The organism is Micromonospora sp. NPDC047793 (assembly GCF_040642635.1).
Lineage (GTDB): Bacteria > Actinomycetota > Actinomycetes > Mycobacteriales > Micromonosporaceae > Micromonospora.
On the sequence record NZ_JBEYSG010000001.1, the window covers coordinates 858854 to 884698 of the forward strand.

General features: G+C 72.3%; 23 protein-coding genes. 12 read left to right on the top strand and 11 right to left on the bottom strand.

The genetic code is table 11. The features are described 5' to 3' along the window. Window positions 1-22: 22 nt before the first annotated feature. Together ABZ738_RS03945 and ABZ738_RS03950 are read right to left on the bottom strand one after the other, a co-directional pair. On the bottom strand, window positions 23-466 hold the full coding sequence (locus ABZ738_RS03945; RefSeq protein ID WP_131052249.1) for a DUF4878 domain-containing protein: 444 nt from the start codon (window positions 464-466) through the stop codon (window positions 23-25). Window positions 467-517: 51 nt separating this feature from the next. Then, window positions 518-1138, bottom strand: coding sequence for a DUF4126 domain-containing protein (locus ABZ738_RS03950; protein ID WP_131052268.1), 621 nt, complete (start codon window positions 1136-1138; stop codon window positions 518-520). A gap of 71 nt (window positions 1139-1209) precedes the next feature. On the opposite strand from ABZ738_RS03950, the gene nucS reads away from it, so the two are divergent. Then, the gene (gene nucS / locus ABZ738_RS03955; protein WP_131052248.1) at window positions 1210-1869 is read left to right on the top strand and encodes an endonuclease NucS; all 660 of its coding nucleotides are present in this window, start codon (window positions 1210-1212) and stop codon (window positions 1867-1869) included. Between the two features lie 66 nt (window positions 1870-1935). Here the strand turns inward: nucS and ABZ738_RS03960 are convergent, their stop codons facing one another. Both ABZ738_RS03960 and ABZ738_RS03965 read right to left on the bottom strand, forming a co-directional pair. Continuing rightward, the gene (locus tag ABZ738_RS03960) at window positions 1936-2613 is read right to left on the bottom strand and encodes a class I SAM-dependent methyltransferase (RefSeq protein ID WP_357210757.1); all 678 of its coding nucleotides are present in this window, start codon (window positions 2611-2613) and stop codon (window positions 1936-1938) included. Window positions 2614-2715: 102 nt separating this feature from the next. Next, window positions 2716-4212 carry an aldehyde dehydrogenase family protein gene (locus tag ABZ738_RS03965; protein ID WP_357210760.1) on the bottom strand — a complete coding sequence of 499 codons (1497 nt, stop codon included), beginning with the start codon at window positions 4210-4212 and terminating at the stop codon, window positions 2716-2718. A gap of 273 nt (window positions 4213-4485) precedes the next feature. On the opposite strand from ABZ738_RS03965, the gene ABZ738_RS03970 reads away from it, so the two are divergent. The 4 genes from ABZ738_RS03970 (at window position 4486) to ABZ738_RS03985 (ending at window position 8299) form a co-directional block, all read left to right on the top strand. Beyond that, complete coding sequence (locus ABZ738_RS03970) at window positions 4486-4890, top strand: FHA domain-containing protein (protein ID WP_236145640.1); 405 nt, start codon at window positions 4486-4488, stop codon at window positions 4888-4890. Window positions 4891-5058: 168 nt separating this feature from the next. Further along, complete coding sequence (locus ABZ738_RS03975) at window positions 5059-6825, top strand: 3-hydroxybutyryl-CoA dehydrogenase (protein WP_357210763.1); 1767 nt, start codon at window positions 5059-5061, stop codon at window positions 6823-6825. 111 nt (window positions 6826-6936) lie between these two features. Beyond that, window positions 6937-7263 (top strand): hypothetical protein, encoded by a 327-nt coding sequence (locus ABZ738_RS03980; RefSeq protein WP_131052243.1) that lies wholly within the window; start codon window positions 6937-6939, stop codon window positions 7261-7263. A gap of 226 nt (window positions 7264-7489) precedes the next feature. Then, complete coding sequence (locus ABZ738_RS03985; RefSeq protein WP_131056390.1) at window positions 7490-8299, top strand: alpha/beta hydrolase; 810 nt, start codon at window positions 7490-7492, stop codon at window positions 8297-8299. 10 nt (window positions 8300-8309) lie between these two features. Here the strand turns inward: ABZ738_RS03985 and ABZ738_RS03990 are convergent, their stop codons facing one another. The 3 genes from ABZ738_RS03990 to ABZ738_RS04000 form a co-directional block, all read right to left on the bottom strand. Then, window positions 8310-9413 (bottom strand): AI-2E family transporter, encoded by a 1104-nt coding sequence (locus tag ABZ738_RS03990; RefSeq protein WP_236145967.1) that lies wholly within the window; start codon window positions 9411-9413, stop codon window positions 8310-8312. A gap of 446 nt (window positions 9414-9859) precedes the next feature. Further along, a complete protein-coding gene (locus tag ABZ738_RS03995; protein WP_131056393.1) occupies window positions 9860-10042 on the bottom strand; it encodes a DUF397 domain-containing protein in 183 nt (60 codons plus the stop codon). Next, window positions 10033-10833 (bottom strand): helix-turn-helix transcriptional regulator, encoded by an 801-nt coding sequence (locus ABZ738_RS04000; protein WP_131056395.1) that lies wholly within the window; start codon window positions 10831-10833, stop codon window positions 10033-10035. The genes ABZ738_RS03995 and ABZ738_RS04000 overlap by 10 nt, the downstream gene beginning before the upstream one ends. A gap of 349 nt (window positions 10834-11182) precedes the next feature. Here ABZ738_RS04000 and ABZ738_RS04005 point away from each other — a divergent pair, with 349 nt between their 5' ends. Next, the gene (locus ABZ738_RS04005; RefSeq protein WP_131056397.1) at window positions 11183-11527 is read left to right on the top strand and encodes a hypothetical protein; all 345 of its coding nucleotides are present in this window, start codon (window positions 11183-11185) and stop codon (window positions 11525-11527) included. Between the two features lie 172 nt (window positions 11528-11699). Here ABZ738_RS04005 and ABZ738_RS04010 read toward each other — a convergent pair whose 3' ends face one another. From ABZ738_RS04010 to mce, 3 genes are all read right to left on the bottom strand, one after another. Further along, window positions 11700-14000 carry a hypothetical protein gene (locus tag ABZ738_RS04010; RefSeq protein WP_357210770.1) on the bottom strand — a complete coding sequence of 767 codons (2301 nt, stop codon included), beginning with the start codon at window positions 13998-14000 and terminating at the stop codon, window positions 11700-11702. A gap of 176 nt (window positions 14001-14176) precedes the next feature. After that, window positions 14177-15445 carry a DivIVA domain-containing protein gene (locus ABZ738_RS04015; protein ID WP_131055905.1) on the bottom strand — a complete coding sequence of 423 codons (1269 nt, stop codon included), beginning with the start codon at window positions 15443-15445 and terminating at the stop codon, window positions 14177-14179. 685 nt (window positions 15446-16130) lie between these two features. Beyond that, entirely contained in the window at window positions 16131-16595 is a 465-nt protein-coding gene (gene mce / locus ABZ738_RS04020; protein ID WP_131055907.1) for a methylmalonyl-CoA epimerase, read from the bottom strand. 61 nt (window positions 16596-16656) lie between these two features. On the opposite strand from mce, the gene ABZ738_RS04025 reads away from it, so the two are divergent. The 6 genes from ABZ738_RS04025 (at window position 16657) to ABZ738_RS04050 (ending at window position 23606) form a co-directional block, all read left to right on the top strand. Continuing rightward, the gene (locus ABZ738_RS04025; protein ID WP_176095092.1) at window positions 16657-17856 is read left to right on the top strand and encodes an acetyl-CoA C-acetyltransferase; all 1200 of its coding nucleotides are present in this window, start codon (window positions 16657-16659) and stop codon (window positions 17854-17856) included. Window positions 17857-17947: 91 nt separating this feature from the next. Continuing rightward, complete coding sequence (gene meaB, locus ABZ738_RS04030) at window positions 17948-18949, top strand: methylmalonyl Co-A mutase-associated GTPase MeaB (RefSeq protein ID WP_131056811.1); 1002 nt, start codon at window positions 17948-17950, stop codon at window positions 18947-18949. An 88-nt stretch (window positions 18950-19037) separates the two neighbouring features. Further along, complete coding sequence (locus tag ABZ738_RS04035) at window positions 19038-19442, top strand: Asp23/Gls24 family envelope stress response protein (protein WP_131056813.1); 405 nt, start codon at window positions 19038-19040, stop codon at window positions 19440-19442. Window positions 19443-19544: 102 nt separating this feature from the next. Next, window positions 19545-21233: a methylmalonyl-CoA mutase family protein gene (locus ABZ738_RS04040; protein WP_131056815.1), complete on the top strand. Its 1689-nt coding sequence runs from the start codon at window positions 19545-19547 to the stop codon at window positions 21231-21233. 101 nt (window positions 21234-21334) lie between these two features. Then, a complete protein-coding gene (locus ABZ738_RS04045) occupies window positions 21335-22249 on the top strand; it encodes a tetratricopeptide repeat protein (RefSeq protein WP_357210776.1) in 915 nt (304 codons plus the stop codon). 121 nt (window positions 22250-22370) lie between these two features. Continuing rightward, on the top strand, window positions 22371-23606 hold the full coding sequence (locus ABZ738_RS04050; protein ID WP_357210778.1) for an arginase family protein: 1236 nt from the start codon (window positions 22371-22373) through the stop codon (window positions 23604-23606). 4 nt (window positions 23607-23610) lie between these two features. Here the strand turns inward: ABZ738_RS04050 and ABZ738_RS04055 are convergent, their stop codons facing one another. Next, window positions 23611-25563 (bottom strand): penicillin-binding transpeptidase domain-containing protein, encoded by a 1953-nt coding sequence (locus ABZ738_RS04055; RefSeq protein ID WP_357210781.1) that lies wholly within the window; start codon window positions 25561-25563, stop codon window positions 23611-23613. Window positions 25564-25845: the final 282 nt, after the last annotated feature.

The window sequence follows — 25845 nt, forward strand, 5'->3', positions numbered from 1 at the left end:
GCCTGGACCGATTCGCCGGTCCTCAGGGGCAGACGCGCCACTCGCCGTCCTCGCGGAGCAGGCTGATCGACTCGTTCGTCTCGCCGTTGGCCGTCTCCAGGCGTACCGACGCGGCCCCGGTGGTCCGGCCGTTGTTGGTGGAGACCCGCATCCCGGTGATGTCGTACTCCACCAGTTTCGGCATCGCCTGCCGTTGCCGGGCGAACTCGTCCGCCGTGACCTCGTCGCGTTGCCGCTGGCAGAGACGGTCGTAGGCGCGCTGGTGGTCGCCGTCCCGGAGGGCGTCCAGATACTCGCCGGTGGCGCTGCGGGCCGGACCGACCGCGTCCTGCACGGTCTGGTAGAGGAACCAGCCGCCGACCGCACCGCCCAGGCAGCAGAGGGCGACGACCACCCCCACCACGACGAGCACGATCCTCAGCGGGCGGTTGTTGCGGGGCGGGACCGGAGTCGGGTGGTACGTCATGCGGGGCAGCGTAGATCCACTACGCAACCGGTCTGCCCCGCGTACCCGGGATCAGACCCGGAAGCCGGCGTCCCGGGCGGCCTGGCGTTCCCGGCGTCGGTCCGCGCGTCGGCGCAGGAACCACGGCAGATAGAGGGCGAACGCGACCAGGAACACCAGCACCAGCACCGGCAGCACGATCGCCACCAGGGACATCACCACGCTGGTCGCGTCCTCGGCGGTGCTCGCCACCGGGGCGCCGAAACCGGCCGTGGTGGCGTTGATGACCGGCCGGGCGGCGGACTTGAGCAGGTGTACGCCGAGCGCGATCAACACCCCGACGACGACCGGTAGCCACTGGCCGCCGTCGGTGAAGAAGCTGTCCGGGTCGCTGACCGTCACCGTCTCCGAGGCGGAGCCGGCACCGAAGGCCAGCCCACCGGCGGTCGGGCGGACCACCGTCTGCACCAGGTCGTTGACGTGGTCCACCACCGGCACCTTGTCCGCGACGACCTCGACGACGAGCAGCACGGCGAGGATGCCCAGCACCCAGTCGTTACCGAGCCACTGCCAGCCGCCGGGCAGGTCGATGACGCTGGTGAAACGGGCCAGACCGCCCATCAACAGCAGCGGGATGTAGGCGTTGAGCCCCGCCGAGGCGGCGAGGCCGGTACCGGTCAGCACTTCGAGCACCATCTCAGCATGGCACCGGCGCGCCAGTGCCGCTCGGCGGCGATGCCCGGCCTCTCCGCTACCCTCGTCGGGTGCGGTTGGTGATTGCGAAATGCTCGGTGGACTATGTCGGACGCCTCTCGGCCCACCTGCCGCCGGCCACCCGGCTGCTCATGGTGAAGGCGGACGGCTCGGTGTCCATCCACGCCGACGACCGGGCCTACAAGCCGTTGAACTGGATGAGCCCGCCCTGTCGGCTGGAGGAGGCGCCCGGGGTGTGGCGGGTGGTCAACAAGGCCGGTGAGGAACTGCGGATCACCCTGGAGGAGATCTTCCAGGACACCTCGTACGAACTCGGCGTCGACCCGGGGCTGCGCAAGGACGGGGTGGAGGCACACCTGCAGGAGCTGCTGGCCGCCAACCCGGAGACGCTGGGCGAGGGGTACACGCTGGTCCGCCGCGAGTACATGACCGCCATCGGGCCGGTCGACCTGCTCTGCCGCGACGCCGACCAGGGCACGGTCGCGGTCGAGGTGAAGCGCCGGGGCGAGATCGACGGCGTCGAGCAGCTCACCCGCTACCTCGAACTGCTCAACCGCGATCCGTTGCTCGCACCGGTGGCCGGCGTCTTCGCCGCGCAGGAGATCAAGCCGCAGGCGCGGGTGCTCGCCCGGGATCGCGGCATCCGGTGCGTGGTGGTCGACTACGACCGGCTGCGCGGCATCGAGCGCGACGAACTGACCCTGTTCTGAGGGGCGGCCCGGAACTCCGCCGTCTCCGCCCGTCCCGCCGCCGTCGTCCTAGGGTCGGCGGCGCGGTCAGGTGGTGCGTTGGCGGGGGATCGTGGTGCGGACCGCGATCAGCGACTTCGGCAGGCCGCCGACCCGTTCTATCAGAATGCGGGACTGCGGGAAGTAGTGCCGCATCTGGGACCGGTCCAGCAGCTCGGTCCAGAGCACCTGGTGGATGGCCGCGTCGTGGGAGTGGGTGGCCTTGTGCCCGAGCGGCCAGCGCCGGGCGACCGCGGTGCGCAGGCGTACCGGCAGGAACTGCATGCCCGGGGCGATCCAGTGCGGCTCGATCGGGAAGTAGCGGTACGGCGTCTGCACCCAGTGCCGCTCGGCCAGCGTGTGCACCGCCTCGGCGAACCGCAGCCGGCGCTCGTGTCCACCCACGTGTTCCAGCACCGAGTTGGAGAAGACCAGGTCGTAGCGGCGCCCGGTGATGTGGGCCGGCAGGTCGCAGGCGTCGGCCTGGTCGACCTCGGCCCACTCGGGCACGTCGACGGCGGGTCGCTCCAGGTTGACCACGTGTACGCGGGCCGGCCGGACGGCCGCGCGGTTCCAGGTGCCGAGGCGTCCACCAAGGTCGATCACGTTCATCTCGGACAGCCGGGGAAACGTGCGGACCAGCCATTCGGCGCGGCGTTGGCGTTGCCGCGCGGCCCATGAGCCGTCCTTGTCGACGAGATGGAATCGCAATCGATGGGGGCGCATTTAACGGAATGTACCGTCGCGGCTACCGACGCTAAACCTCTGTCCCGTATCGAAGCCGACGATGATCGGCTTTCCGACAGTGGCGGCTTTCGGACCGCCTGGTCACCTGCCGTAGAGCACCTTGACCGCTTTGACGAGACGGGCCACGTCAGCAGGGGTGCGGTCGAAGGTGGTCGACGGCAGGAGCGTCCGGCCCCGGCGACGGGTCACCGCCTTGGCCCGGCCGAACTCGCGCAGCCCGTCCTCGCCGTGGATCCGGCCGAACCCCGACTCGCCGACCCCGCCGAAGGGCAGGGTGGACATGCCGGCGAAGGTGAGCGCCGAGTTGATCGACGCCATGCCGGACCGGAGTCGACGGGCGATCGCCACCGCCCGACGCCGCCCGAAGACCGAACCGCCCAGACCGTAGGGCAGGGCGTTGGCCCGGGCGAGCGCCTCGTCCGCGTCCCGCACCCGGTTGACGGTCAGTGTCGGGCCGAAGGTCTCCTCGCGTACGGCCGCAGAGTCCTCGGGCACGTTCACCAGCACGGTCGGGTGCGCATACGGCGGCCGGACCGCGTCCCGGCCGCCGAGGGCGGCGCGTCCGCCCCGGGTCAGCGCGTCGTCGATGTGCCGTCGGATGACGTCGAGCTGGCTGGGCATGGTGATCGGGCCGACGTCGGCGTCGTCGGGGCCCACGGTGAGGCGGCCCGCCCGCTCGACCACCTTGTCGACGAACGCGTCGAAGACCGGCTCCACCGCGTAGACCCGCTCGATGCCGATGCAGGTCTGCCCGGCGTTGGTCATCGCACCCCAGACGGCGGCCTCGGCGGCGGCGTCCAGGTCGGCGTCCGCGTCGACGATCATCGCGTCCTTGCCGCCAGCCTCCAACAGCACCGGGGTCAGCGACTCGGCGCAGGCCGCCATCACCTTCTTCGCAGTGGCGGTGGAGCCGGTGAAGGCGAGCTTGTCGACGCCGGACCGGCACAGTGCCGCGCCCACGTCGGCGAGGCCGTGCACCGCGCTGAACACCGGCTGCTCGGGCACCACCTCGGCGAACGTGTCGACCAGCCACTGCCCGACCACCGGGGTGTACTCGCTCGGCTTGAGGACCACGGCGTTGCCGGCGGCCAGCGCGTACGCGGCGGAGCCGATGGGGGTGAAGACCGGGTAGTTCCACGGCCCGATCACCCCGACCACCCCGTACGGCTGGTACTCCAGGTGGGCCGAGAACTCGGCCAGGATGAGCCGGGAGCGGACCCGGCGGGCGCCGAGCACCCGGCGCGCGTTGTTCGCCGCCCAGTCGACGTGCTCCACCGCGGTCACGATCTCGACCAGCGCGTCCGCGATCGGCTTGCCACCCTCGGCGTGGACCAGCTCCGCCAGCGTCTCCATCCGCTGCGCGAGCAGCCGCCGCCAGCGCAGCAGCCGTTCCCGCCGCCCGTCGAAGCCGAGACCGGCCCACCACAGGCCGGCGGCGCGGGCGTTCGCGACGGCGCGCTCCACCTCCACGCCGGTGGCGACCGGTACGCGTCCCGCCTCGTCGCCGGTGGCCGGGTTGGTCGAGATCAGGTGGCCGCCCTCGATCGTCGGGGTGCCGGGGCGGTGGGGAGCCGTCATGACGGGAGTCTAGACCCGAATATTACTCACAGGTAGGGGAGTGGTGCGGGGCCGAGCGGGCTGGGCGGCGGATGGTTGAATCGGACTGAGCAGCAGTTTTCGCCGGAAGGCAGGTGCCCTGTCCACCGAAAGGGTCGAACGGAAGGTGTCCGGCCGGTTACTCGGTGATGACTGGCCGGGTGGTGGAGGTGGCCGCCCGGTGGTGGCAGGCTGACGCGGGGGTGGCCGCGCGGGGTGGAGGTCCGACTGTCCATGGAGGAATATCCGCAACTGATGCCGCTGCTGACAGTGGCCGCCGGGCCCATGCGCGGGCTCGGGTTCCGGCTGCGTCGTCAGCCGCAGGTGATCGGCCGCGATCCGGCGGTCGACATCGTCGTGCACGATCCGCATCTGAGTCGTCGGCACGCCGAGATCTGGCTGGCCGGCGAGGGGGTGTCCCTGGTGGACCTCGGCTCGACGAACGGCACCTGGGTGAACGAACGCCGGATCACCGAGCTGACCCGGCTCAGCGACGGCGACGTGGTCCGGATCGGTCGTACCGACCTGCGGTTCTTCGACCCGGGGGTGGCGCTCACCGACCCGGTGGGCTTCAGCTTCGGGGTGCCGCGCCAGGAGCGGCGACCGACGCTGCCGCTGCCGGTCGCGCCCTCCACACGCGCCATCACCGGCGGCTCCTGACCTGTTGCACCCGGCCGCTGGCCTGAGCCCGACCGCCGACCTGTGCCCGGCGCGGTGACAAACCCCACCGCGTCTGGACAGGCCCGCGCCACGTGGCAGACTCGCGCGCATGACCTGAGCGACCGTTAAAGTCCGGTCGCCGGTTCCGCGGACAAGGGGAGGCCGGGCGTGGCGCGCGAGTTCACCAGCGTGGGTGTGGTGGGTCTGGGCACCATGGGTGCCGGCATCGTCGAGGTCTTCGCCCGCAGCGGCGTCGACGTGGTGGCCGTCGAGATCACCGACGACGCCCTGGACCGTGGCCGGGCCACGCTGACCCGCTCGACCGACCGGGCCGTGGCCAAGGGCCGGCTCGCCGCCGCCGACCGGGACGCCCTGCACGGCCGGGTCACCTTCGCCGTCGGGCTGGACGCGCTGCACGCGGTCGACCTGGTGATCGAGGCGGTACCCGAGCGCCTCGACCTGAAGCGGCGGCTCTTCGCCGACCTGGACCGGATCTGCAGGCCCGAGGCCGTCCTCGCCACCAACACCTCGTCGTTGAGCGTCACCGAGATCGCGGTCGCCACCGGCCGGCCCGAACAGGTGATCGGCATCCACTTCTTCAACCCGGCACCGGTGATGAAGCTGGTCGAGGTCGTGCGCACGGTCGTCACCGCCGACGACGTGGTGAGCGACGTGGAGGCGCTCTGCGGGCGACTCGGCAAGGTCGACGTCACCATCGGCGACCGGGCCGGCTTCGTCGCCAACGCGCTGCTGTTCGGCTACCTCAACCACGCCGTCGCGATGGTCGAGGCGGGGTACGCGACCCGCGAGGACATCGACGTCGCGATGAAGCTCGGCTGCGGACTGCCGATGGGCCCGCTGGCCCTGATGGACCTGATCGGGCTGGACACGTCCTACGAGGTCCTGGACACCATGTACCGCCGTGGCGGCCGGGACCGCCGACACGCCCCGGCACCACTGCTGCGCCAGATGGTGACCGCCGGGCTGCTCGGGCGGAAGTCCGGCCGGGGCTTCTACACCTACGAGCGGCCCGGCTCCGGCACCGTCGTGCCCGACGCACGGACGCCGGCACCGGCCGGCGAGGCACCCACCGACCCGGTACGCACCGTCGGCGTGGTCGGAGCAGGCGCGTCGGCGCACCGGCTCGTCGCGGTCTTCGCCGCCGCCGGATACCAGGTCGTCGCGGTCGGCCCCGGATCCGGGGACCCCACGACGGCCGGTGCGGCGGTGCGGACCGCACTGGACGAGAACGTCGCCCCCGACCGGGTGAGCGAGGCCGACCGTGTCGCCGCCCTCGGCCGGATCACCTGGTCGACGGCGTCGACGGCGCTGGCCGACGCCGATCTGGTGGTCGAGGCGGTGGCCGACGATCTCGACGTCAAGAAGGCCCTCCTCGCCGAGGTGGCCGCAGTCTGCAAGCCGGGCGCCGTGCTGGCCACCACCACCTCCGCGCTGCCGGTGATCGACCTGGCGATGGCGACCGGGCGGCCGGACGACGTGGTGGGCCTGCACCTCGTGCACCCGGGCACGTCGACGCCGCTGGTCGAGATCGTGCGGACCATCCGGACCTCGGACCAGGTGGTGGACACCGCGCGGGCGGTCTGTGCCACGCTGGGGCGGACCGCAGTGGTCTGCGCCGATCGGGCCGGTTTCATCGTCAACGCGCTGCTGTTCCCGTACCTCAACGACGCGGTGCGGATGCTGGAGGCCGGCTACGCCGGCACCGACGACGTCGACCACGCCATGAGGCTCGGCTGCGGTTACCCCGTCGGCCCGTTCGCCCTGCTCGACGCGGTCGGTCTGGACGTGGCGCTGGCCGTCCAGCGGCGGTTGTACGGGGAACTGCGCGATCCAGGCTTCGCCCCGGCCCCACTGCTGGAGCAGTTGGTGACCGCCGGTCACCTCGGCGACCGCACCGGGCGCGGCTTCCGCTGAGAAAGGAAGGGCACCTTATTAACGCCTGCGGTATAGGAAGGGTCCCCTGCTAACCGCAGCGCCGGCCAGCCGACGCGAAGCACGGTGCCACCCGGCCTTACGCTGGGTGATGTGAGCCCTCGTCGCAACCGTCCCCGCCGTGACGACGACACGCGTCTGGACGCCGAACGTGCCCGGCACGGAGTCGCCTCGGTGCAGCAGTGGCGGGACGGCGACTGGCAGGTACGCGCGATCAGCGGCGGTGGGTCGACCAAGACGTACCGCTGTCCCGGCTGCGACCAGGAGATCCGGCCCGGCGTGGCGCATCTGGTCGCCTGGCCGGCCGACGACCGGGGCGACCTGACCGACCGGCGGCACTGGCACACCGGCTGCTGGCGCGCCCGGGACCGGCGGACACCGGGGATCCAGCGCGGCCGCAGCGCCCCCCGCCACGGCTGAACGCCGGCGCACGTCCGTCGTCGGCCGCCGGGTCGCCAAGTCGCCCGTCGCCCGTCGCCGGGTTGCCGGTCGCCGGTCGCCGGGTTGCCGGTCGCCGGTCGCCGGGTCGCGGGTCGCCGGGTTGCCGAGTCGCCCGTTGCGGCGGCGCGGGCAGCCTGTACCCGCCTTCCGGCGATCTTTGTCACCTGCCCGCGCGGCCGGGCCGGTGGGACGGGAGGATGGGGGAGTGAGTGCACCCATTCGCGCGTCGTCGATCCTGCCCGGCCGCCGGGAGGACATCGAACTGCACACCGCGGACGGACTGCGGCTGGTCGGTGAGCTGGCCCGCCCGGCCGACCGCGAGCCGGTGGCCACCCTGGTCTGCCTGCATCCGCTGCCCACCCATGGCGGAATGATGGACAGCCACGTGTTCCGCAAGGCGGCCTGGCGACTGCCCGCGCTGGCCGACCTGGCCGTGCTGCGGTTCAACACCCGAGGCACCAGCAGCGTGCGCGGCACCAGCGAGGGCAGCTTCGACTCGGCCGTCGGCGAGCGGTACGACGTGGTCGCCGCCATCGAGTACGCCGAGTTCCACGAGCTGCCGAACATCTGGCTGCTGGGCTGGTCGTTCGGCACCGACCTGGTGCTCAAGTACGGCGGTGACCCGGCCGTGTCCGGCGCGATCCTGCTCTCCCCGCCGCTGCGCTTCTCCGAGCCGGCCGACCTGGCTCACTGGGCCGAGTCGGGCCGACCGTTGACCGCGCTGGTGCCGGAGTTCGACGACTACCTCCGCCCCGAGCAGGCCCGCGAGCGGTTCGCCGCAGTGCCGCAGGCCGAAGTGGTCGGGGTGCCGGGGGCGAAGCACCTCTGGGTCGGAGACGCCGAGACGGTGTTGGACGAGGTGGTCCGGCGGGTCAACCCGGCGGTGCCGGTGCCGCTGCCGACGACCTGGGACGGTCCGATGGAGACCGGCGACGCCAGCGCGTACGCCGACCGCACGGTGGCCGCCTTCGCCGACACCCCGGTCACCGGCCCGGAGCAGCGTCGCGCCGACTGAGTCCTGCCGGTCAGCGGCGATCCTGGCGGGGGATCACCACCTCGCGCAGGACGATCTGGATCGCGGCGACCGTCGGGATGGCGATCAGCGCGCCGATGACCCCGAGCAGTGACACCCCGAGGAGCGCGGCGACCAGTGCCGCCACCTCGTTGACGTGCACCGACCGACGCATGATCTTGGGGTAGAGCAGGTAGTTCTCGATCTGCTGATAGATCACGAAGAACACGATGCAGGCGATGCCGACGGACGGCTCGGTGGCGAACCCGACCAGGCTGACGACCACCGCGCCGAGCGTCGCGCCGATCTGCGGGATGAGGTCCGTGATCGCCACGACCACGGCGAGCGCGAACGGGTACGGCAGGCCCACCGCGAGCGCGAAGACGAAGGCGGCGACACCGGCCAGCACGGCGATGGAGAGCGCGCCGACCATGTACGCGCCGACCTTGGTCAGCATCTCGTCCCCGATGAGCTGCACCCGCTCCCGACGCGAGCGCGGCACCAGGGCGTACGCGAGGTCGCGCATCCGGTCGAAGTAGACCAGGAAATAGATCGTCAGCACCAGCACGGTGAGCACCCGGAACAGCGTGCCGAAGAGGAACTGGGCACCGCCGAGCACACCGCCCAGCGCCCGACCGACCACGTCGGCGCTGGCCAACTCCTGCGCCCGCCGCATCAGGTCGAACTGTTCCACCAGATCGTTGACCGTCTCGTTGCGACGCAACGACTCCAGGTAGCTCGGCAACTGGTCGATGAACTGCGTCGTCTGGGTGACGATCGGCGGCACCAGGGCCAGTACGCCCGCACTCAGCAGCGCCACCACGACGAGCGCCACGAGTGCCACGGCCAGGCCGCGCGGCACCCCCCACGACCGCAGGCGCACGACCGCCGGGTGCAGGCCCACCGCGAGGAACAGCGCGATGACCACCAGCACGACCATCCCGGCCGCGTTGCGCAACCCCAGATAGACGGCGTACGCGAGCAGCACGCCGAGCGCACCGGTGAACCCGACCAGGAAGCTGTTGCGCCGCAGCGGTCGCCCCGGCGTACCGAACCGACCCGCCTCCACTCCGGCCGGACCGTCCATTGCCCCGGAGGCCGACGCTTCCCTGGCCATCTCGGCAGTCGACGAGCTCTCGTGGTCGGAGCTCACCGCCATCGCCCTGGGCTGCCCCGCCGTAGGCTGTTCCCCGGCACGCTGGCCCGCTCGGGGCTGGTCCCTGTCGTCCTGGCTCGCGCTGTCGTGCTGGCCCGCCCTTGGTTGCTCACGTTTGGGTTGCTCTCGTTCGGGCTGCTCCGGCCCGTCCTGCGCCATTCGGTCTCCCCGCTCTGGCCCGGGCTGATCGCTGCCTGAGCCGTGTCGGTCCCGCCTAGCCTCGCTGGCCGTCGGATCCTGCTCGGCAGGGTAATGCGGGGTCGGCGGACCGAGCCAGCAGATGCGTCGTATCGGGGGCTGCTGAGCCGCCCGACCGCTCGTGGGCCGGGATGACTCGACCAGGGCGGTGGGGCTTTGCTGCTGGTCACCGACCCGCGTGGTCGCTCACCCTCGCGGTTGCCACCGGCTCAGCGCTGTTTGATCTGCCGGATGAACGAGCGCCAGATCTGCGGGGCGAATGCGAGCACCGGGCCCTGCCGGTCCTTACTGTCGCGGACCGCGACCACGCCGGGCAGGTTGTCGGCCACCTCCACGCAGTCGGTGTTGCCGCTGCGGCTGGCGGTGCGCCAGGTCGCGCCGTTCAGGTCCATGACTTCGCCACCCTGTCGAGGAGTTCGATCGACTGCTGGCGAGACAGCGCCTCGTTGCGCACCGTCTCCCAGCGCGCCAACAGCGTAGCCAGGTCCGTCTCGCTGTCGGTCGGCGTGGCGGTCAGTTGGTTCTCCATGATCGCCACCCAGCCGCCCTCCTCGCTGCGGGCCAGCGAGAACGGACCGGAGAGCCCGATGTGCACCCCGACCCCGAGCGGGACGACGTGGATGCTGACCTGGGTTCGCTCCGCGCAGGCGATCAGGTGCTCGATCTGGTGCACCATGACAGGCCAGAAGCGCTCCTCCCTCCGATGCAGGACGGCCTCGTCGACGACCGCGATGAGTTGCGGCGGCTCCGGCTGGGTGAGGACGGTCTGCCGGTCCAGCCGGGCGGCGACCCGCCGGTCCACCTCCTCGTCGCTGAGCAGGTCGTCGCAGCGGATCACCGCGCGGGCGTAGCCCTCGGTCTGCAACAGGGCCGGGATCAGCGTGGGCTGGAAGACCCGGAGTTGCCGGGCCATGCGTTCGGCGTCCAGCCACGGCAGGAACCACGAGGGCTGTCCCTCCCGTTCGGCGATCCGCTGCAACGCGACCAGCAGCCCGCCGGAGCGCAGCACCTCGTCGGCGCGGGCGAGCAACGACCGGTCGTACGGTCGGCTGCCGGTCTCGACGGCCGAGACCATCGACGGCGAGTAGTGCACCTGCTTGCCGAACTCCTCCTGACTGAGCCCGGCGGCCACGCGCAGTCGGCGAAGCTGCGCCCGGATCAGGTCCGCCGTCGTTCCCTCCACAGTGCCTCCACAGTCTGCGCCCGAGAAACGCTCGGGATTTCCGGTCGGGGGCGGGACTTCGCAGCGGTACGACGACCAGCCTCGATGCCTTCCGACAGTAGTGGTTTGCTCAGCAGACTGTCAGCCATGCCGGACTGGTTCGTAGCCGAGGGGGCGCGGGCTGGGCCAGGCCGGGGCCGCCCCCGCCTTCCCCCCGCGTGGGCGGCCCCTCCCGCAGTCCTGGCCGCATCCGTCGTCGCGTGAGCGGCAGGTGTGTCCGGGCTTTCCCGAGGGAGGTCGATGTGCGCAGTCAGCGTTGCCAGTGCCCGACGAGGTGGCGGGCGAAGGGCAGTTCGCCGGGCGGCCGGTCATGATCACGACACGCCTGCCCGTACCGGGTGACGGTCCCCGTCCCGAGCGCCCCCGCTCCGTCGGCAGTCGGCCCCCGCACACCCCGCTCCGGCCGACCTGGTGTTGCCGCGCCGACGGGCAGCCGTGGCCCTGCGGAGAGGCCCGCCTGCTGCTCCGGATGGAGTACGACGCCAACAGCGCCGGCCTCACCATCTATCTGGCCGGTCTGATGTACGAGGCGATGCGGGACCTGTACCACCTGAACCCGCACGACGGCCCTGAACCCCGGACGCTGTTCGACCGGTTCGTCGCCTGGGGCGCGGCCCGTCGACCGATCGCCCACCGCCGCCCCGACTCACTCTGACCGCCGAGCACCGAGCACCGAGCACCGAGCACCGGGCACCGAGCACCGGGTGCTGAGCATCGGGTGCCGGGTGGTAGGTGCCTTACCGGGTGCCGGAAGCCGGAGTTCGGGACGCGGCGCGGTGTTCAGCCCTCGGCGGGCCGGGGCAGGGCCGCGTCGCCCCGCATCCGGCTCAGTCCGAGGTGACCTTGCTCGGCTTGGCGCTGCGTTCGTCAGTGGTCGGCTTGGTCGGGCGCTTGCCGTTCTCGCCGGTGCTGGTGATCTTCGTCGGCGTGGCGCTGCGTCCGCCGGTGCCGGGCACCGCCGCCACCGTCGGTTCGCCGTCCACACCGGCGCTCGCCGTACTGCCGTCGACCGAGGTCGGCTCGGTGGCCGGCTTCGCCGTCGCGTCCTCGACCGTGGTGACCGGCTCCGCGACCGGCTTCGTCGCCGGCCCGTCGTCGTCCGTGGTCGCCGACGCCGTGGCCGGTCCGTCGTCACCTGCGGTCGCGGGCCCCGTGGCCGGTCCGTCGCCACCCGTGGCCGCCGACCCGTCGTCACCTGCGATCGCGGGCCTGGTGGCGGTGTCGGCCGCGCCACCCGGTCCGCTCGCCGCACCGACGACGCCGTTGATCGGGCGGTTGCCGTTGACGGCGACCGGCGCCGTGGCGGAGGCAGCCGGGACAGACGCGGTGGTGGCGGAGGCACCCGTGGTGGAGGCGGCCATGGCGGCGGCCGGGGCGGGCGCGGCCACGGTGGCGGGAGCACCCGGACCGTCGGGGCCCGTCGCCGCCGTCAGCCGCAGGTCGAGCAGCTTGCGCTGCAGGTCGTCGGACTCCTGCCGGGACTTCCAGGTCTCCTGACGCAGGTCGGCGAGCTGCTGCTGAGCCTTGGCGATCTCCAGCATCACCTGGGCGAGCTGCTGGCGGCTCGCCGCCGCCTCCTGCTGCGTCGCGGCCAGGTGCTGTTGCGTGGTGGCCAGGTGCTGCTGGGTGGTGGCGGCGTACTCCTCGAACTGGCGGCGGGAGGAGGCGACGTACTCGTCGGCCTCGCGGCGCGCACCGGTGACGTGCTCGTCGGCCTCGCGGCGGGTGACGGTGGCGTACTCGTCGGCCTCGCGGCGCTTGTCGGCCGCCTCGGTGCCGGCGTCGCGCAGCAGCGCGGTGGCCCGCTCCTCGGCCTCGGCGCGTACCGTCGCGGCCTCCTCCTCGGCGGCCCGGCGGATCGCGTCGGCGCCCTGCTCGATCTCGTTCTTCCGGGTGGTGTACTGCGATTCGAGCTCGGTGCGGCGGGTCTCGAAACCCGACTCCAACTCGACGGTACGGGCCCGGAACTGCTCGTCCAGCTCGGCGTTGCGCGTCGTGTACTGCTTCTCCAGCTCCTCGCGACGGCCGGTGAACTCACGCTCGGCGGTCGCCCGTCGCTCGGCCAGCTCCCGGTCCGCCGCCTCCCGCCGGCCGTTGACCTCCTTCTCCACCCCGGCCCGCCAGGCACCCAGTTCCTGCTGCGCCTGGGCGCGGGCGTGCTGCACGTACGCCTCGGTCTCGGTGCGCATGCGCTGCGCGTACGCCTCGGTCTCGGTGCGGGTGCGACGGGCGGCCTCGGTGGTCTGCGCGGTCAGCCGATCGGCCTCCTGGCGGGCCTTGTCGCGCGTGGCGCGACCGGCCGTGGCGGCGTCGTCGATGATCTGCTTGGCCTCTTGCTGGGCCTTGGCGTGCGTGGCGCGACCCGCCTCGGTGGCCTGGTCGACCAGTCGCTTGGCCTCCTGCTGCGCCTTGGCGTGCACCTCCTTGGCGGCGTCGCGGAGCTGGGTGGCCTCCTGCTGGGCGGTGGCGTGCACCTCGCGGGCCGCCTCGCGGAGCTTGGTCGCCTCCTGCTGGGCCCGGGTGTGGATCTCCTTGGCGGCGTCGCGGAGCTGGGTGGCCTCCTGCTCGGCCTTGGCCAGCGCCTCCTGGGCGACCTTGCGCAGCCGGGCGGCCTCCTCGCGGGCGGCCCGGGCGGCGGCCTCGGACTCCGCCTTACGGGCGGCGGCCTGGCGCTCCTCCTCGGCCCGCCGGGTGGCCAGCGCGATCTCGAAGTCCTTGAGCGCCTTGGCGGCCTCGGCGCGCGCCTCGTCGATGATGTGTTCGGCGGTGGCCCGGCGCGCCTCGATCTCCTCGTGGGCGGCACCGAGAATGTCCTCGGCCTGCTCCTCGGCCAGAGCGAGGATCTGCTCCACCCGGGGGCCCAGATGACGGAACGCGGCCCGGTCGACCACGCCGACCTGCTTACGGACCTGGGCGAGGTCACGCTGGAGCACCTCGACCTGACCGGCCAGCTTGTGGATCTGGGTGTAGGCCTGTTCCCGTTCGGCCGCCAACGCCGAGATCTCGTGCTCCGCACGAGCGACATACCGGTCGACCTGCCGTTTTTCGTACCCTCGCAGGGCGGACTCGAAGCTGGGCTCCGTGGTCACATCCCCGCCGAGAGAGAACAGTTCCTCGCCGTGCGACATGCTCCCATCCTCACACGCAACGGCCACTCCTGGGGCGATACGGACGCCCCTGTTGGGAGCTACTTCACGTGCCGGGGGAGCGGGTTGCCGACGCGTCCCGCCTATGCAGGGCGGCGCGGGGTGGCACCGTCACCCGGTGTCACCCCGCGCCGTCGATCATGCCCCGATCCGCCGGATCAGCTGGTGGTCTCCGCAGCGACCTTCTCGTCGGCCTCGTCGGCCTTCTTGGCCGCCGGCTTGTCGGCTGCGGCGGCGTTCGCGTTGTTCGGTACGCCCGGCACGATGCCGGCCAGTCCGGAGAGCATCTGCCCGAGCTGCGAGGTGACCGCGTCCTTCTGCCGGGTGAGGTCTTCGACCTCGCGGCGGGCCGCCTGGGTGGTCAGCTCGGCCTCGGTGCGCGCCTCGTTGAGCAGACGCTGCGACTCGGCGCGAGCCTCGCTGAGGGTCCGCTCGGAGAGCGCCTTGGCCTTCTCGATCGTCTCGGTGGCGTTGCGCTCGGACTCGACCCGCCGGGCCTCGGCGCGCTGCTCGATCTCCTTGGCGCGCTCCTGCGCGGCCCGGGCACGCTGCTCGGCCTCGCTGACCAGCTTCTGGGTCTGCGCGACCTGGGCGGCGTGCCGCTCGGACTCCTCGCGCTCGGCCTTCTCCCGCCGCTCGGCGAGCTGCAGCTCCAGCGCCTGGAGGTCCTTGTCACGCTTGTCGCGGGCGTCGGTGAGCAGCTTGGTCGCCTCGGCGCGCTTCTCCTCGGCCTCACGGGCGGCCTTGGCCCGCTGCTGGGTGATCTCCCGCTCGGCGGTGGCCCGCAGCGTGGCAACCTCACGCTCGACGGTCGACTTCAGCTCGGCGACCTCGTGCGCGGTCACCGTACGCAGCTGCTTGGTCTCCCGCTCCGCGTCGGCGCGCAGCGTGTCGGCCTCCCGGCGGGCCTGCACCCGGACCTCGGCCGCCTCGCGCTCGGCGGCGGTGCGGACGTTGCCCGCCTCCCGCTCGGCGCTGGCCTTCATGGCCGCGGCCTCGGCGCGGGCCTTGTCGGTGATCTCCCGCGCCTCGAGGCGGGCGGCGGAGAGGATGCCCTCCGACTCGCGCTTGGCCTCGTTGCGGTGGTCGTTGGCCTGCTCCTCGGCGAGCCGGAGGATCTGCTCGACCCGGGTGCCGAGACCGGAGAGCGTCGGGCGGCTGTTCTCCTCCAGCTGCTTGCTGGTGTCGGTGAGCTTCTGCTCCAGGGCGGTGAGCCGCTGCTCGGACTGCCGGAGCCGGCGCTGGGCGTCGTTGAGCGCCTGCTCGGCGTCAGCGCGATCCTTGTTGGCCTGGCTCAGGGCGGCGTTGAGCCGGCCGATGAAGTCGTCGACCTGACCGGTGTTGTATCCGCGCAGGCCAACCGTGAAATCGGGCTGCGAGTTCGCGTTATCGAAGAACGCGAGAGGGGAGGACTGCTGCTGGGGCATTGGGACATACTGGCAGACCCCCCGGGGTGCTTCGCAAGAGCGTGCCGCCCTTTGCCGTCCTCATTACATGGTCAACTCGACAGCGCGCCGGACCGCCGGGGGAAGTGGCGATCTTGCCAGCTCCGAGGCGAGCGTGATGGCACGCAGCGTGACGCGGAAAAGGGGCCCGGTGTCCTTATGTTTCCGGCCGCCCCGTCCCACTCGAATGGGTGTCGGCGTACCTCTGGGAAAGCCAAAGGCGGTTCACCGAATGGCCACCGGGACCTCGTCCGTGAGGTCAGCCGTCGCGTCCGCTCCGCCGTACCCGGGCACAGTGACCGCCCGCACCCGAGCCGCGTCGTCCCGGCGAGCTGCGGCTGCATCCGCTGCGCTGCGTGTACGTGCGGGCGAACTGCGCGAGGGTACGGCGCGCTGGGTGTGGGTGAGGGCGAGCTGCGTATGCGCACGGCGCACTGCGGGTGCGTGCGGGTGCGTGCGGCGCGGTGCGAGTGCGTGCGGTGCGTGCGGCGCGGTGCGGGTGCGTGCGGCGCGTGCGGCGCGGTGCGGGTGCGTGCGGCGCGCTGCGTGTTAGGAGGGGACCCCTGCTATGCACGAGGCGTTAGCAGGGGGCCCTTCCTTACACCGCACCCCCGGCGTCGGGCCTCGACACGGCGCGCTCGACCACGGCGCGCTCGACGTCGGGTACTCAGGCGGGTTGGACCAGCTCGATCAGGACGCCGCCGGCGTCCTTGGGGTGCACGAAGTTGATCCGGGAGTCGGCGGTGCCGCGTCGGGGCGTCTCGTACAGCAGGCGTACGCCGCGCTCGCGCAGGGCCGCACAGGCCACGTCGATGTCGGCCACGGTGTACGCGACCTGCTGCACGCCGGGGCCGTTGCGGTCGAGGAACTTCCCGATCGTCGACTCCGGGGTCAGTGGGGCGAGCAGCTGCACGCACCCGCCCTCGGCGGTCGGTCCGACCGTCAGCATCGCCTCGCGTACCCCCTGCTCGGCGTTGACCTCGGTGTGCACGCAGCGCATGCCGAAGGTCCGTTGGTAGAAGTCGATCGCGGCGTCGAGGTCGGCGACCGCGATCCCGACATGGTCGATGCGGCGTAGACCGATGTCTGTGACATAGTCGGCAGCGGGCTCGGCGGGGGAGTTCTCAGGCATGACGCTAGTCTGGCCGAACGATAGTTAAGGCGTACAGGTCGGCACCCCCTCGGAGGCAGTCATGGCTTCGGTGATCGTCAGTGGCGCGCGGACCCCGATGGGGCGCCTGCTGGGCAACCTGAAGGACCTACCCGCGACGAAACTGGGCGGTATCGCCATCTCCGCGGCACTGGAACGTGCCGGCGTGGCCCCGGACCAGGTCCAGTACGTGATCATGGGGCAGGTGCTCCAGGCCGGTACCGGCCAGATCCCGGCCCGCCAGGCGGCGGTGGAGGCTGGCATCCCGATGTCGGTGCCCGCGTTGACCATCAACAAGGTCTGTCTCTCCGGCCTGGACGCGATCGCGCTGGCCGACCAGTTGATCCGGGCCGGCGAGTTCGACGTGGTGGTGGCCGGTGGCATGGAGTCGATGACCAATGCCCCCCACCTGCTGCTCGGTCAGCGGGGCGGCTACAAGTACGGCGACGTGGTGGTCAAGGACCACATGGCGCTCGACGGGTTGACCGACGCGTGGGACTGCTGCTCGATGGGGGAGTCCACCGAGCGCCACGGCGCCGAGCGGGAGATCAGCCGCGAGGAGCAGGACGCCTTTGCCGCCGCCAGCCACCAGCGGGCCGCCGCCGCGCAGAAGAACGGTCACTTCGCCGACGAGATCACCCCGGTCGTCATCCCGCAGCGCAAGGGTGACCCGCTGGTGGTCAGCGAGGACGAGGGCATCCGTCCGGACACCACCGTCGAGACGTTGGGCAAGCTCCGTCCGGCCTTCGCCAAGGACGGCACCATCACCGCCGGCAGTTCGTCGCCGATCTCCGACGGCGCCGCCGCGGTGGTCGTGATGAGCAAGGCGAAGGCCAAGGAACTCGGGCTGACCTGGCTGGCCGAGGTGGGCGCGCACGGCAACGTGGCGGGCCCGGACAACTCCCTGCACTCGCAGCCGTCCAACGCCATCCAGCACGCGTTGCGCAAGGGCGGGCTGGGCATCTCCGACCTCGACCTGATCGAGGTCAACGAGGCGTTCGCCCAGGTCGGCATCCAGTCCACCCGTGATCTCGGGATCAGCCCGGACAAGGTCAACGTCAACGGTGGCGCGATCGCGCTGGGGCACCCGATCGGCATGTCCGGCGCCCGGCTGGTGCTGACCCTGGCGATGGAGCTCAAGCGGCGCGGCGGCGGCACCGGCGCGGCGGCGCTCTGCGGTGGCGGCGGCCAGGGCGACGCACTGATCATCCACGTCCCCGCCCCCACCGAGACCGACCTGTGAGCACGAGGAACACGCCGGTCCGGCGAGCCCGGCAGTCGGGAACGACGAGTGGCGCGGTGCGCGGGCGGGTCGTGCGGTCGAGGGCGGCTGCATGAGCGAGGCGACGGGGAGCGCGCCGGCCGCGGCCGGTTCGGTGCGGCGCAGTCGGGACGTACCGATGCTGGTCGAGCGGGCCCGCGAGGGTGACCCGCGCGCGGTCGCCCGCCTGATCACCCTGGTCGAGTCGGGTGACGAGACGCTGCCGCGCATCGCGGCGGCGCTCGCACCGCACACCGGCCGGGCCCAGGTGGTCGGGTTGACCGGTTCGCCGGGGGTGGGCAAGTCGACCACCACCAACGAGCTGGTCCGCGCGCTGCGGGCGCGGGGGCACCGGGTCGGCGTGCTGGCGATCGACCCGTCCAGTCCGTTCACCGGTGGGGCGATCCTCGGTGACCGGGTACGGATGCAGGACCACGCCACCGACCCCGGTGTGTACATCCGGTCGATGTCCAGCCGGGGTCACCTGGGCGGGCTGTCGGCGGCCACCCCGCAGGCGGTGCGGGTGCTGGAGGGCGCCGGCTGCGACGTGGTGCTGGTGGAGACCGTCGGGGTCGGGCAGGCCGAGGTGGAGGTGGCCTCGCTCGCCGACACCACGCTGGTGCTGCTCGCGCCGGGCATGGGCGACGCGATCCAGGCGGTGAAGGCCGGCATCCTGGAGATCGCCGACATCTTCGTGGTGAACAAGGCCGACCGGGACGGCGCCGACGCGACAGTCCGGGACATCCAGGGCATGATCGCGCTCGGTGAGCGCGGACCGGGGCAGTGGCGGCCACAGGTGGTGCGGGCGGTCGCCGTGCGGGGCGAGGGCATCGACGACGTCGCCGCCGCCGTCGACAAGCACCGTGACTGGTTGGTCGCGCACGACGAGCTGCGCCGCCGCCGGGAGGCGCGGGCCGCCGCCGAGATCGAGGCGATCGCGCTCGGCGCGCTGCGCGCCCGGATCGGCTCGCTTCGCGACGGTACGCAGTTGCCGGCGCTCGCCGCCGAGGTCGCCGCCGGTGCGGTCGATCCGTACGCCGCTGCGGACACCCTGCTGGCCCAGCTCTCCGGCTGAACGTAGTCCACTGCGGACCGTCTCCGGCGGTTACGCTCGCACCGCCTTCGCAGAGCGCGTGGGGTGGTGTGACGGCTGCTGGAGAGAGATGGACCACGAGATGACGCAGGAGTTGCCGATGACGCCGGACGCGGTGCCGGGCGGTCGTACCGACATCTCGGACGAGGTGGTGGAGAAGATCGCGGTGGCCGCGGCGAAGGCCGTGCCCGGTGTGGTCGAGCTGGGCGGTGACGTGGCGCGGTTCTTCAACGCGGTGCTCGACCGGGTCGGGCTGGACCAGGTGGGTGACGCCCGGCGCGGGTGCTCGGCGCACGTCACCAACGGCGCGGCAGTGGTCAACCTGGTGATCGTGATCGACGCCGGGCACGCGGTGCCCGAGGTGACCTCGGCGGTGCGGGTCGGGGTGACCCAGGCGATCGAGGCGTACGGCCTGGGGGTCGACGAGATCAACATCCGGGTGGACGACGTCGCCATCGGTGGTCCCGCCGTCTGAGGGCGGTTCGACATTACCGACCGGTAGGAGTTTCCTTAGCGATCGTTCAGGTAGGGGCTCTACACTCGACGTGCTGTCGAGGACTCGAGGAGGAGCCCGGGGATGAACGCCGACGAGATCGCCGCCGGACGGGCCCGCTGGCAGGCCCGGTACGACGCCGCGCACAAGCGGGACGCGGACTTCACCACGCTCTCCGGGCTGCCCGTCGAGCCGGTCTACGGGCCCCCGGAGGGTGCCGCGTACCCGGGCTTCGACCGGATCGGCTGGCCGGGCGAGTTCCCGTACACCCGGGGCCTGCACCCGACCGGCTATCGCGGGCGGACCTGGACCATCCGGCAGTTCGCCGGTTTCGGCAACGCCCGGCAGACCAACGAGCGCTACAAGATGATCCTCGGCGCGGGCGGCGGCGGTCTCTCGGTCGCCTTCGACATGCCCACCCTGATGGGCCGCGACTCCGACGACCCGCAGTCGCTCGGCGAGGTGGGCCACTGCGGGGTGGCGGTGGACAGCGCCGTCGACATGGAGGCGCTCTTCGACGGCATCGACCTGGCGGCGGTCACCACGAGCATGACCATCTCCGGTCCGGCGGTGCCGGTCTTCTGCATGTACCTGGTCGCCGCCGAGCGGCAGGGCGCCGACCTGTCGACGCTCGACGGCACCCTGCAGACCGACATCTTCAAGGAGTACATCGCGCAGAAGGAGTGGCTCTTCGACCCCGAGCCGCACCTGCGTCTGATCGGCGACCTGATGGAGTACTGCGCCCGGGAGATCCCGCGCTACAAGCCGCTCTCCGTCTCCGGCTACCACATCCGCGAGGCCGGCTCGACCGCCGCGCAGGAGTTGGCGTACACGCTGGCCGACGGGTTCGGCTACGTCGAGCTGGGGCTCTCGCGCGGGATGGACGTCGACGTCTTCGCCCCGGGGCTGAGCTTCTTCTTCGACTCGCACGTCGACTTCTTCGAGGAGATCGCCAAGTTCCGCGCCGCCCGCCGGATCTGGGCCCGCTGGCTGCGCGACGTCTACGGCGCCACCAGCGAGAAGGCGCTCTGGCTGCGCTTCCACACGCAGACCGCCGGGGTGTCGTTGACCGCCCAGCAGCCCGTCAACAACGTGGTGCGTACCGCCGTCGAGGCGCTCGCCGCGGTGCTCGGCGGCACCAACTCGCTGCACACCAACGCGCTGGACGAGACGCTGGCGCTGCCCACCGACTCCTCCGCCGAGATCGCCCTGAGGACCCAGCAGGTGCTGATGGAGGAGATCGGGGTGACCAACGTCGCCGACCCGCTCGGCGGCTCGTGGTACGTCGAGGCGCTGACCGACCGGATCGAGGCGGAGGCGGAGGAGATCTTCGCCCGGATCCGCGCGCTGGGCGGTGAGGGTCCGCACACCATCGGTCCGATGACCTCCGGAATCCTGCGCGGCATCGAGGACGGCTGGTTCACCGGCCAGATCGCCGAGTCGGCCTTCGTCTACCAGCAGGCGCTGGAGAAGGGCGACAAGAAGATCGTCGGCGTCAACTGCCACACCGGCACGGTCGCCAAGGAACTGGAGATCATGCGCATCTCGCACGAGGTGGAGCTGGAGCAGCGCCGGCTGCTGGCCGCGCGCAGGGCCGGCCGGGACGAGGCCCGGGCCAGGACGGCCGTCGCGGAGATGGTGGCGGTGAGCCGTACCGGGGAGAACATGATCCCGGCGATGCTCGACGCCGTCCGGGCCGAGGCCACGCTCGGCGAGATCTGCGACGCGCTGCGTGCGGAATGGGGCGTTTACCGCGAGCCCGCCCGGTTCTGACACCCGCTCCGGCGGGGGTGTCTGGGCAGGGGCGACAGCGGCAACCGCACGGGCGGTGGCTGCACCTGAGTTCGGCAAATCGCGTGCGAGACTAGGTAACCATGAGCGACCCACGGATCACCTCGTCGATCTTCACCCGCGGCGCGGTCGACCTCAGCGCGTTGCGCCCCGCCGCGCCCAGTCCCACCCCGGCACCGGCCCAGTCCGGCCCGCCCGCCGCCGTGCCCGGCAACCCTGTCGGCGGCGGCGTCACCGTCATCGACGTGACGGAGGCGACCTTCCAGTCCGAGGTGCTGGAGCGCTCGCTGACCACACCCGTGGTGGTGGACTTCTGGGCCGAGTGGTGCGAGCCGTGCAAGCAGCTCTCCCCGGTGCTGGAGCGGTTGGCGGCGGAGGGCGGCGGCGCCTGGGTGCTCGCCAAGGTCGACGTGGACGCCAACCCTCGACTGGCGCAGATGTTCCGGGTGCAGGGCATCCCGATGGTGTACGCGGTGGTCGGCGGGCAGCCGGTCGACGCCTTCTCCGGCGTGGTCCCCGAGGCGCAGCTCCGCCAGTGGATCGGGGCGGTGCTGAAGGCCGGCGGCGTGGCCGTCGCCGAGCCGGAGGACCCGCGTCTGGACGAGGCGGACGACGCCCTGATGACCGGCGACCTGGACGCCGCCGAGCAGGCGTACCGCAAGATCCTGGCGGAGACGCCGGCGGACGCGGCGGCGGCGGCCGGGCTGGCCCAGGTCGGGCTGGCCCGCCGGGTGGCCGGCGCGGACCCGCAGGCGGCGCTCGCCACCGCCGCGTCCGACCCCGACGACGTCGACGCGCAACTGCTGGCCGCCGACATCGAGGTGCTCAGCGGTCTGGCCGAGCAGGCGTACCAGCGGCTGGTCTCGGTGGTCCGGCGGACCACCGGGGAGGACCGGGAGAAGGTACGACAGCACCTGGTCGGCCTCTTCACCATCGCCGGTCCGGAGGATCCGGCGGTCGCGTCGGCGCGTCGGGCCCTGGCCAGCGCCCTGTTCTGAGTCACTTACCACGCCAGCGCGGGCCGGCGTGATGCCGGCCCGCCCGACATCGGAGGACGGGAGCCCATGTGAGCGCGAGGAGTGAGCTTGCGAGCCCCGCAGTCGCGAACGAAAGCGGTCGATGATGCGTCGGATCGCCGTCCTCGACGCGCCGAGCAACCTCGGCCTGCGGCCACCCACGCCGACCTCGGTGCCGGGCTGCGGCAAGGCGCCCGGCGCACTGCGTGACCAGGGTCTGCTGCCCCGGCTGCGGGCCCGTGACGCCGGTCATCTGACGCCGCCCCGGTACGACGCCGGGGACTGGCGGCCGGGCGACGGGGTGTGCCACGCCCGGGAGATCGCCGACTACTCGGTGGGGTTGGCCGACCGGATCGGCGCGATCATCGACCGGGGTGAGTTCCCGGTGATCCTGGGTGGCGACTGCTCGATCCTGCTCGGCTCGGCACTGGCCATGCATCGGCTCGGCGAGGCGGTGGGCGGCCGGATCGGCCTGGTCTTCGTGGACGGGCACTCCGACTTCCGGCATCCGGGCAACGCCTCCTACGTGGGCGCTGCGGCCGGTGAGGACCTCGCCCTGGTCACCGGCCGAGGTCAGGCCGACCTGGCGGCGATCGAGGGGCGACGCCCGTACTTCCGGGACATCGACGTGGTGGTGCTCGGCATCCGTGCCCAGGACGAGTACCGGTTGGACCTCCAGGCCGCCGGGATCCTGACCCGGCCGGTCCCGGCGCTGCGGGCCGAGGGCGCCGCCCGCACCGCCCAGTGGACGCACGAGCAGCTCGCCGACTGCGCCGGTTACTGGGTGCACGTCGACGTGGACGTCCTCGACCCGGCCGTGATGCCGGCGGTCGACGCGCCCGACCCGGGTGGGATCGCCTTCGCCGAGCTGGAGATCCTGCTCGCCGGGCTGGTCGACACCCCGCACTGCCTCGGCGTCGAGCTGACCGTCTTCGACCCCGACTACGACCCGGACGGCGCGTACGCGGCCGAGATCGTCAACACGCTGGTGGCCGGGCTGCGCCCGGTGACCGCGCCCGGCTCGGTGCCGCCCCGGCTGCGTCCCGAGACCGTCGAGCGCCCCGCTCCGGCCCCGCGCCGGGGCCTCGACCCGGTCGACCCGCCACCGGCCGGACCGCTCCTGCCGGTGGTGCCACCGGTCGCCGCCGCCCCGCCGACCGATGAGCGCCGGGGCGAACCCGAGCGGGACGTCCGGACCGACCGGGAGCCGGAACCGGACGGCGCGTACCCGGAGTCGGAACCGGACGGCGCCGACTCCGACGAGGCCGAAGTCGACGACGTCGACCCGGCCGACGACGTGACCCGGCCCGCGTCGGCACCGGGCGGTCTGACCGCCTGAGCGGTCAGCGGGACAGCGCGCGCAGGAATCGCTCGGCGATCGGCACGGCGGTGCCGCTGCCCGAGCCGCCCTTCTCCACGAAGACGGCGAAGGCGACATCGCCCTGCCAGCCGACGAACCAGGCGTGGGTGTTCTTCGGGTCGTCGTCGTACTCGGCGGTGCCGGTCTTGCCGTGCACCGGCCCGCCCGGGGCGTCCTTCAACGCGCTGCCGGTGCCGCTGGTCACGACCTCGCGCATCATCCCCCGAACCGCCGCCACCGCCTCGGCGTTCAGCTCCGGTCCCGGCGCGGCCGTCGCCTCGGGCGCGGGGTCCAGCACCAGCTTCGGCGGGGTGAAACCGCCCTTGGCCACCGCTGCGGTCGCCGCCGCCATGGCCAACGGGCTGACCAGGGTCGTGCCCTGGCCGATCGCGGCGGCGGCCTGCTCGGTGGCGCCGCCGTTCGCGGAGACCTTGCCGGTGAAGGCGTCGAGCCCGACCGTCCACTGGCCCTCCAGGCCGAGCGTCCGGCCGGTCGCGGCCAGTCCGTCGCCGCCGAGCTGCGGTGCCAGGGCAGCGAACGTGGTGTTGCAGGACCGGGCGAAGACGGTGCGGAAGGGCACCTCGCCGAGGGCGAAGTCGTTCGAGTTCTTGAACGACCGGCCGTCGACGACCTGGGTCTTGGGGCAGTCGACCCGGGTGTCCGGGGTCACCGCGCCGCGGTCCACCAGCCCGAGCGCGCTGACCATCTTGAACGTGGAGCCCGGCGGCACCTGGGCGGTGAAGGCCAGGTTCTCCCCGGCGGCACCGGGGCCGTTGGCGGAGGCGAGCACCGCGCCGTCGCCGATCCTGACGGCGACCAGGGCGGAGCGTCGCCGCTCGCCGCGCAGCGCCTGGTCGGCCGCGTTCTGGGTGGCCACGTCGAGGCTGGTCCGCACCGGCTCGCCGGGCTTCGGGTCGTGCCGGAACAGTTCGGTGCCGGTGCGTTCCACCGTGCCGGTCGCCGACGCCCGGGTGACCACCACGGTGAGGCCCGGCACGCCGCGGAGCCGTTCGTCCCAGCGGCCCTGCAAGCCGCCGTGCCCGACCATGTCGCCGGGGGAGTAGCGGTCCGGGAACTTGGTCAGGTCGTCGGCCTGGGCCGGGTCGACCGTGCCGAGCACCGCGCGGGCGAACTCACGGGTGGGGGCGAGATCCAACTCGTCGTTCTGGGTGATGGCCCCGGGCAGGCCGTCGATCCGTGACTTGATCTGCTGGAACGCCTCGTCGCGCAGCGTGACCACCTCGACGAACGCGTCCGGCTTCGCCTCGTCGAGTCGGTCGGCCAGACCGGACAGGTCGACCGGCGGGGTGATCGCCGGGCGGATCGCCCGGAACGCCGCGTCCAGGTCGCGTGTGACGGCCTTCACGTCGGTCACCGCGCGGGGTTCCAACCCGACCCGGACCACCGCCCGGGGGGCCACCAGCGGTGCGCCGGCACCGTCGAGCAGCCCGGCGCGGGGTGCCGGGTCGCGCCGCAGACCGAGCCGGTCGCCGCGGGTGAGCTGCTCGGCGAGGACCTGCGGCTCCCAGATCACCTGCCAGACGTCGTCGCGTCCCTTGACCAGCCGGACCGGCCGGTCGTACGTCCACGTGACGTCGCCGGGCAGCGTCCACTCGACGCGGACGGTGCTGGTCGCGGTCTCCTGTTCCACCGTGGGCTTGCCCTGTCGACTCAGCTTGGGCGGCGTCTCGGCCAGTTCGCCGGAGAGCTCCTTGATCTCCCGAGCGACGTCGGCGGCGGCCAGCCGGCTGCCGGTCGGGTCGACGAAGCCGACCGCCTGGAGATCACCCGTGGGCCAGCCGGAGAGGAAGGCGTCCACGCTGCGTTCCGGGCCGTCCTCACCGGAGCAGGCGACCAGAGTGGCCGAGATCACGAGGCAGGCGGCGACAGCGGCCAATCGTGACGAGACGTGACGGTTGCGGTACGCACGGTGCATCAGCCTGGGGTCCTCCTGCTCGGGCTGCCCTGCACGCTAGTACGCCGCGGCACCTGGGGTTGCCCCGTGATGTCCCAGGTGGGCGAAAGACGGGGCCGCGCCGGTGTGATGAACAACATCTGGCGGGGTACTCCTGACCCGGCCGAACCTCGTACCGCAACGGGCGAAAGGACGACGTCACGCACCGGAAGTCCGGCAGGTGGTACGCCGACGGGGCGACCGGTCGGTCTGGCCTAGGCTGGGCGGCGAGAGTGACCCACAACGCGGTGGGTCGAGGGGAGT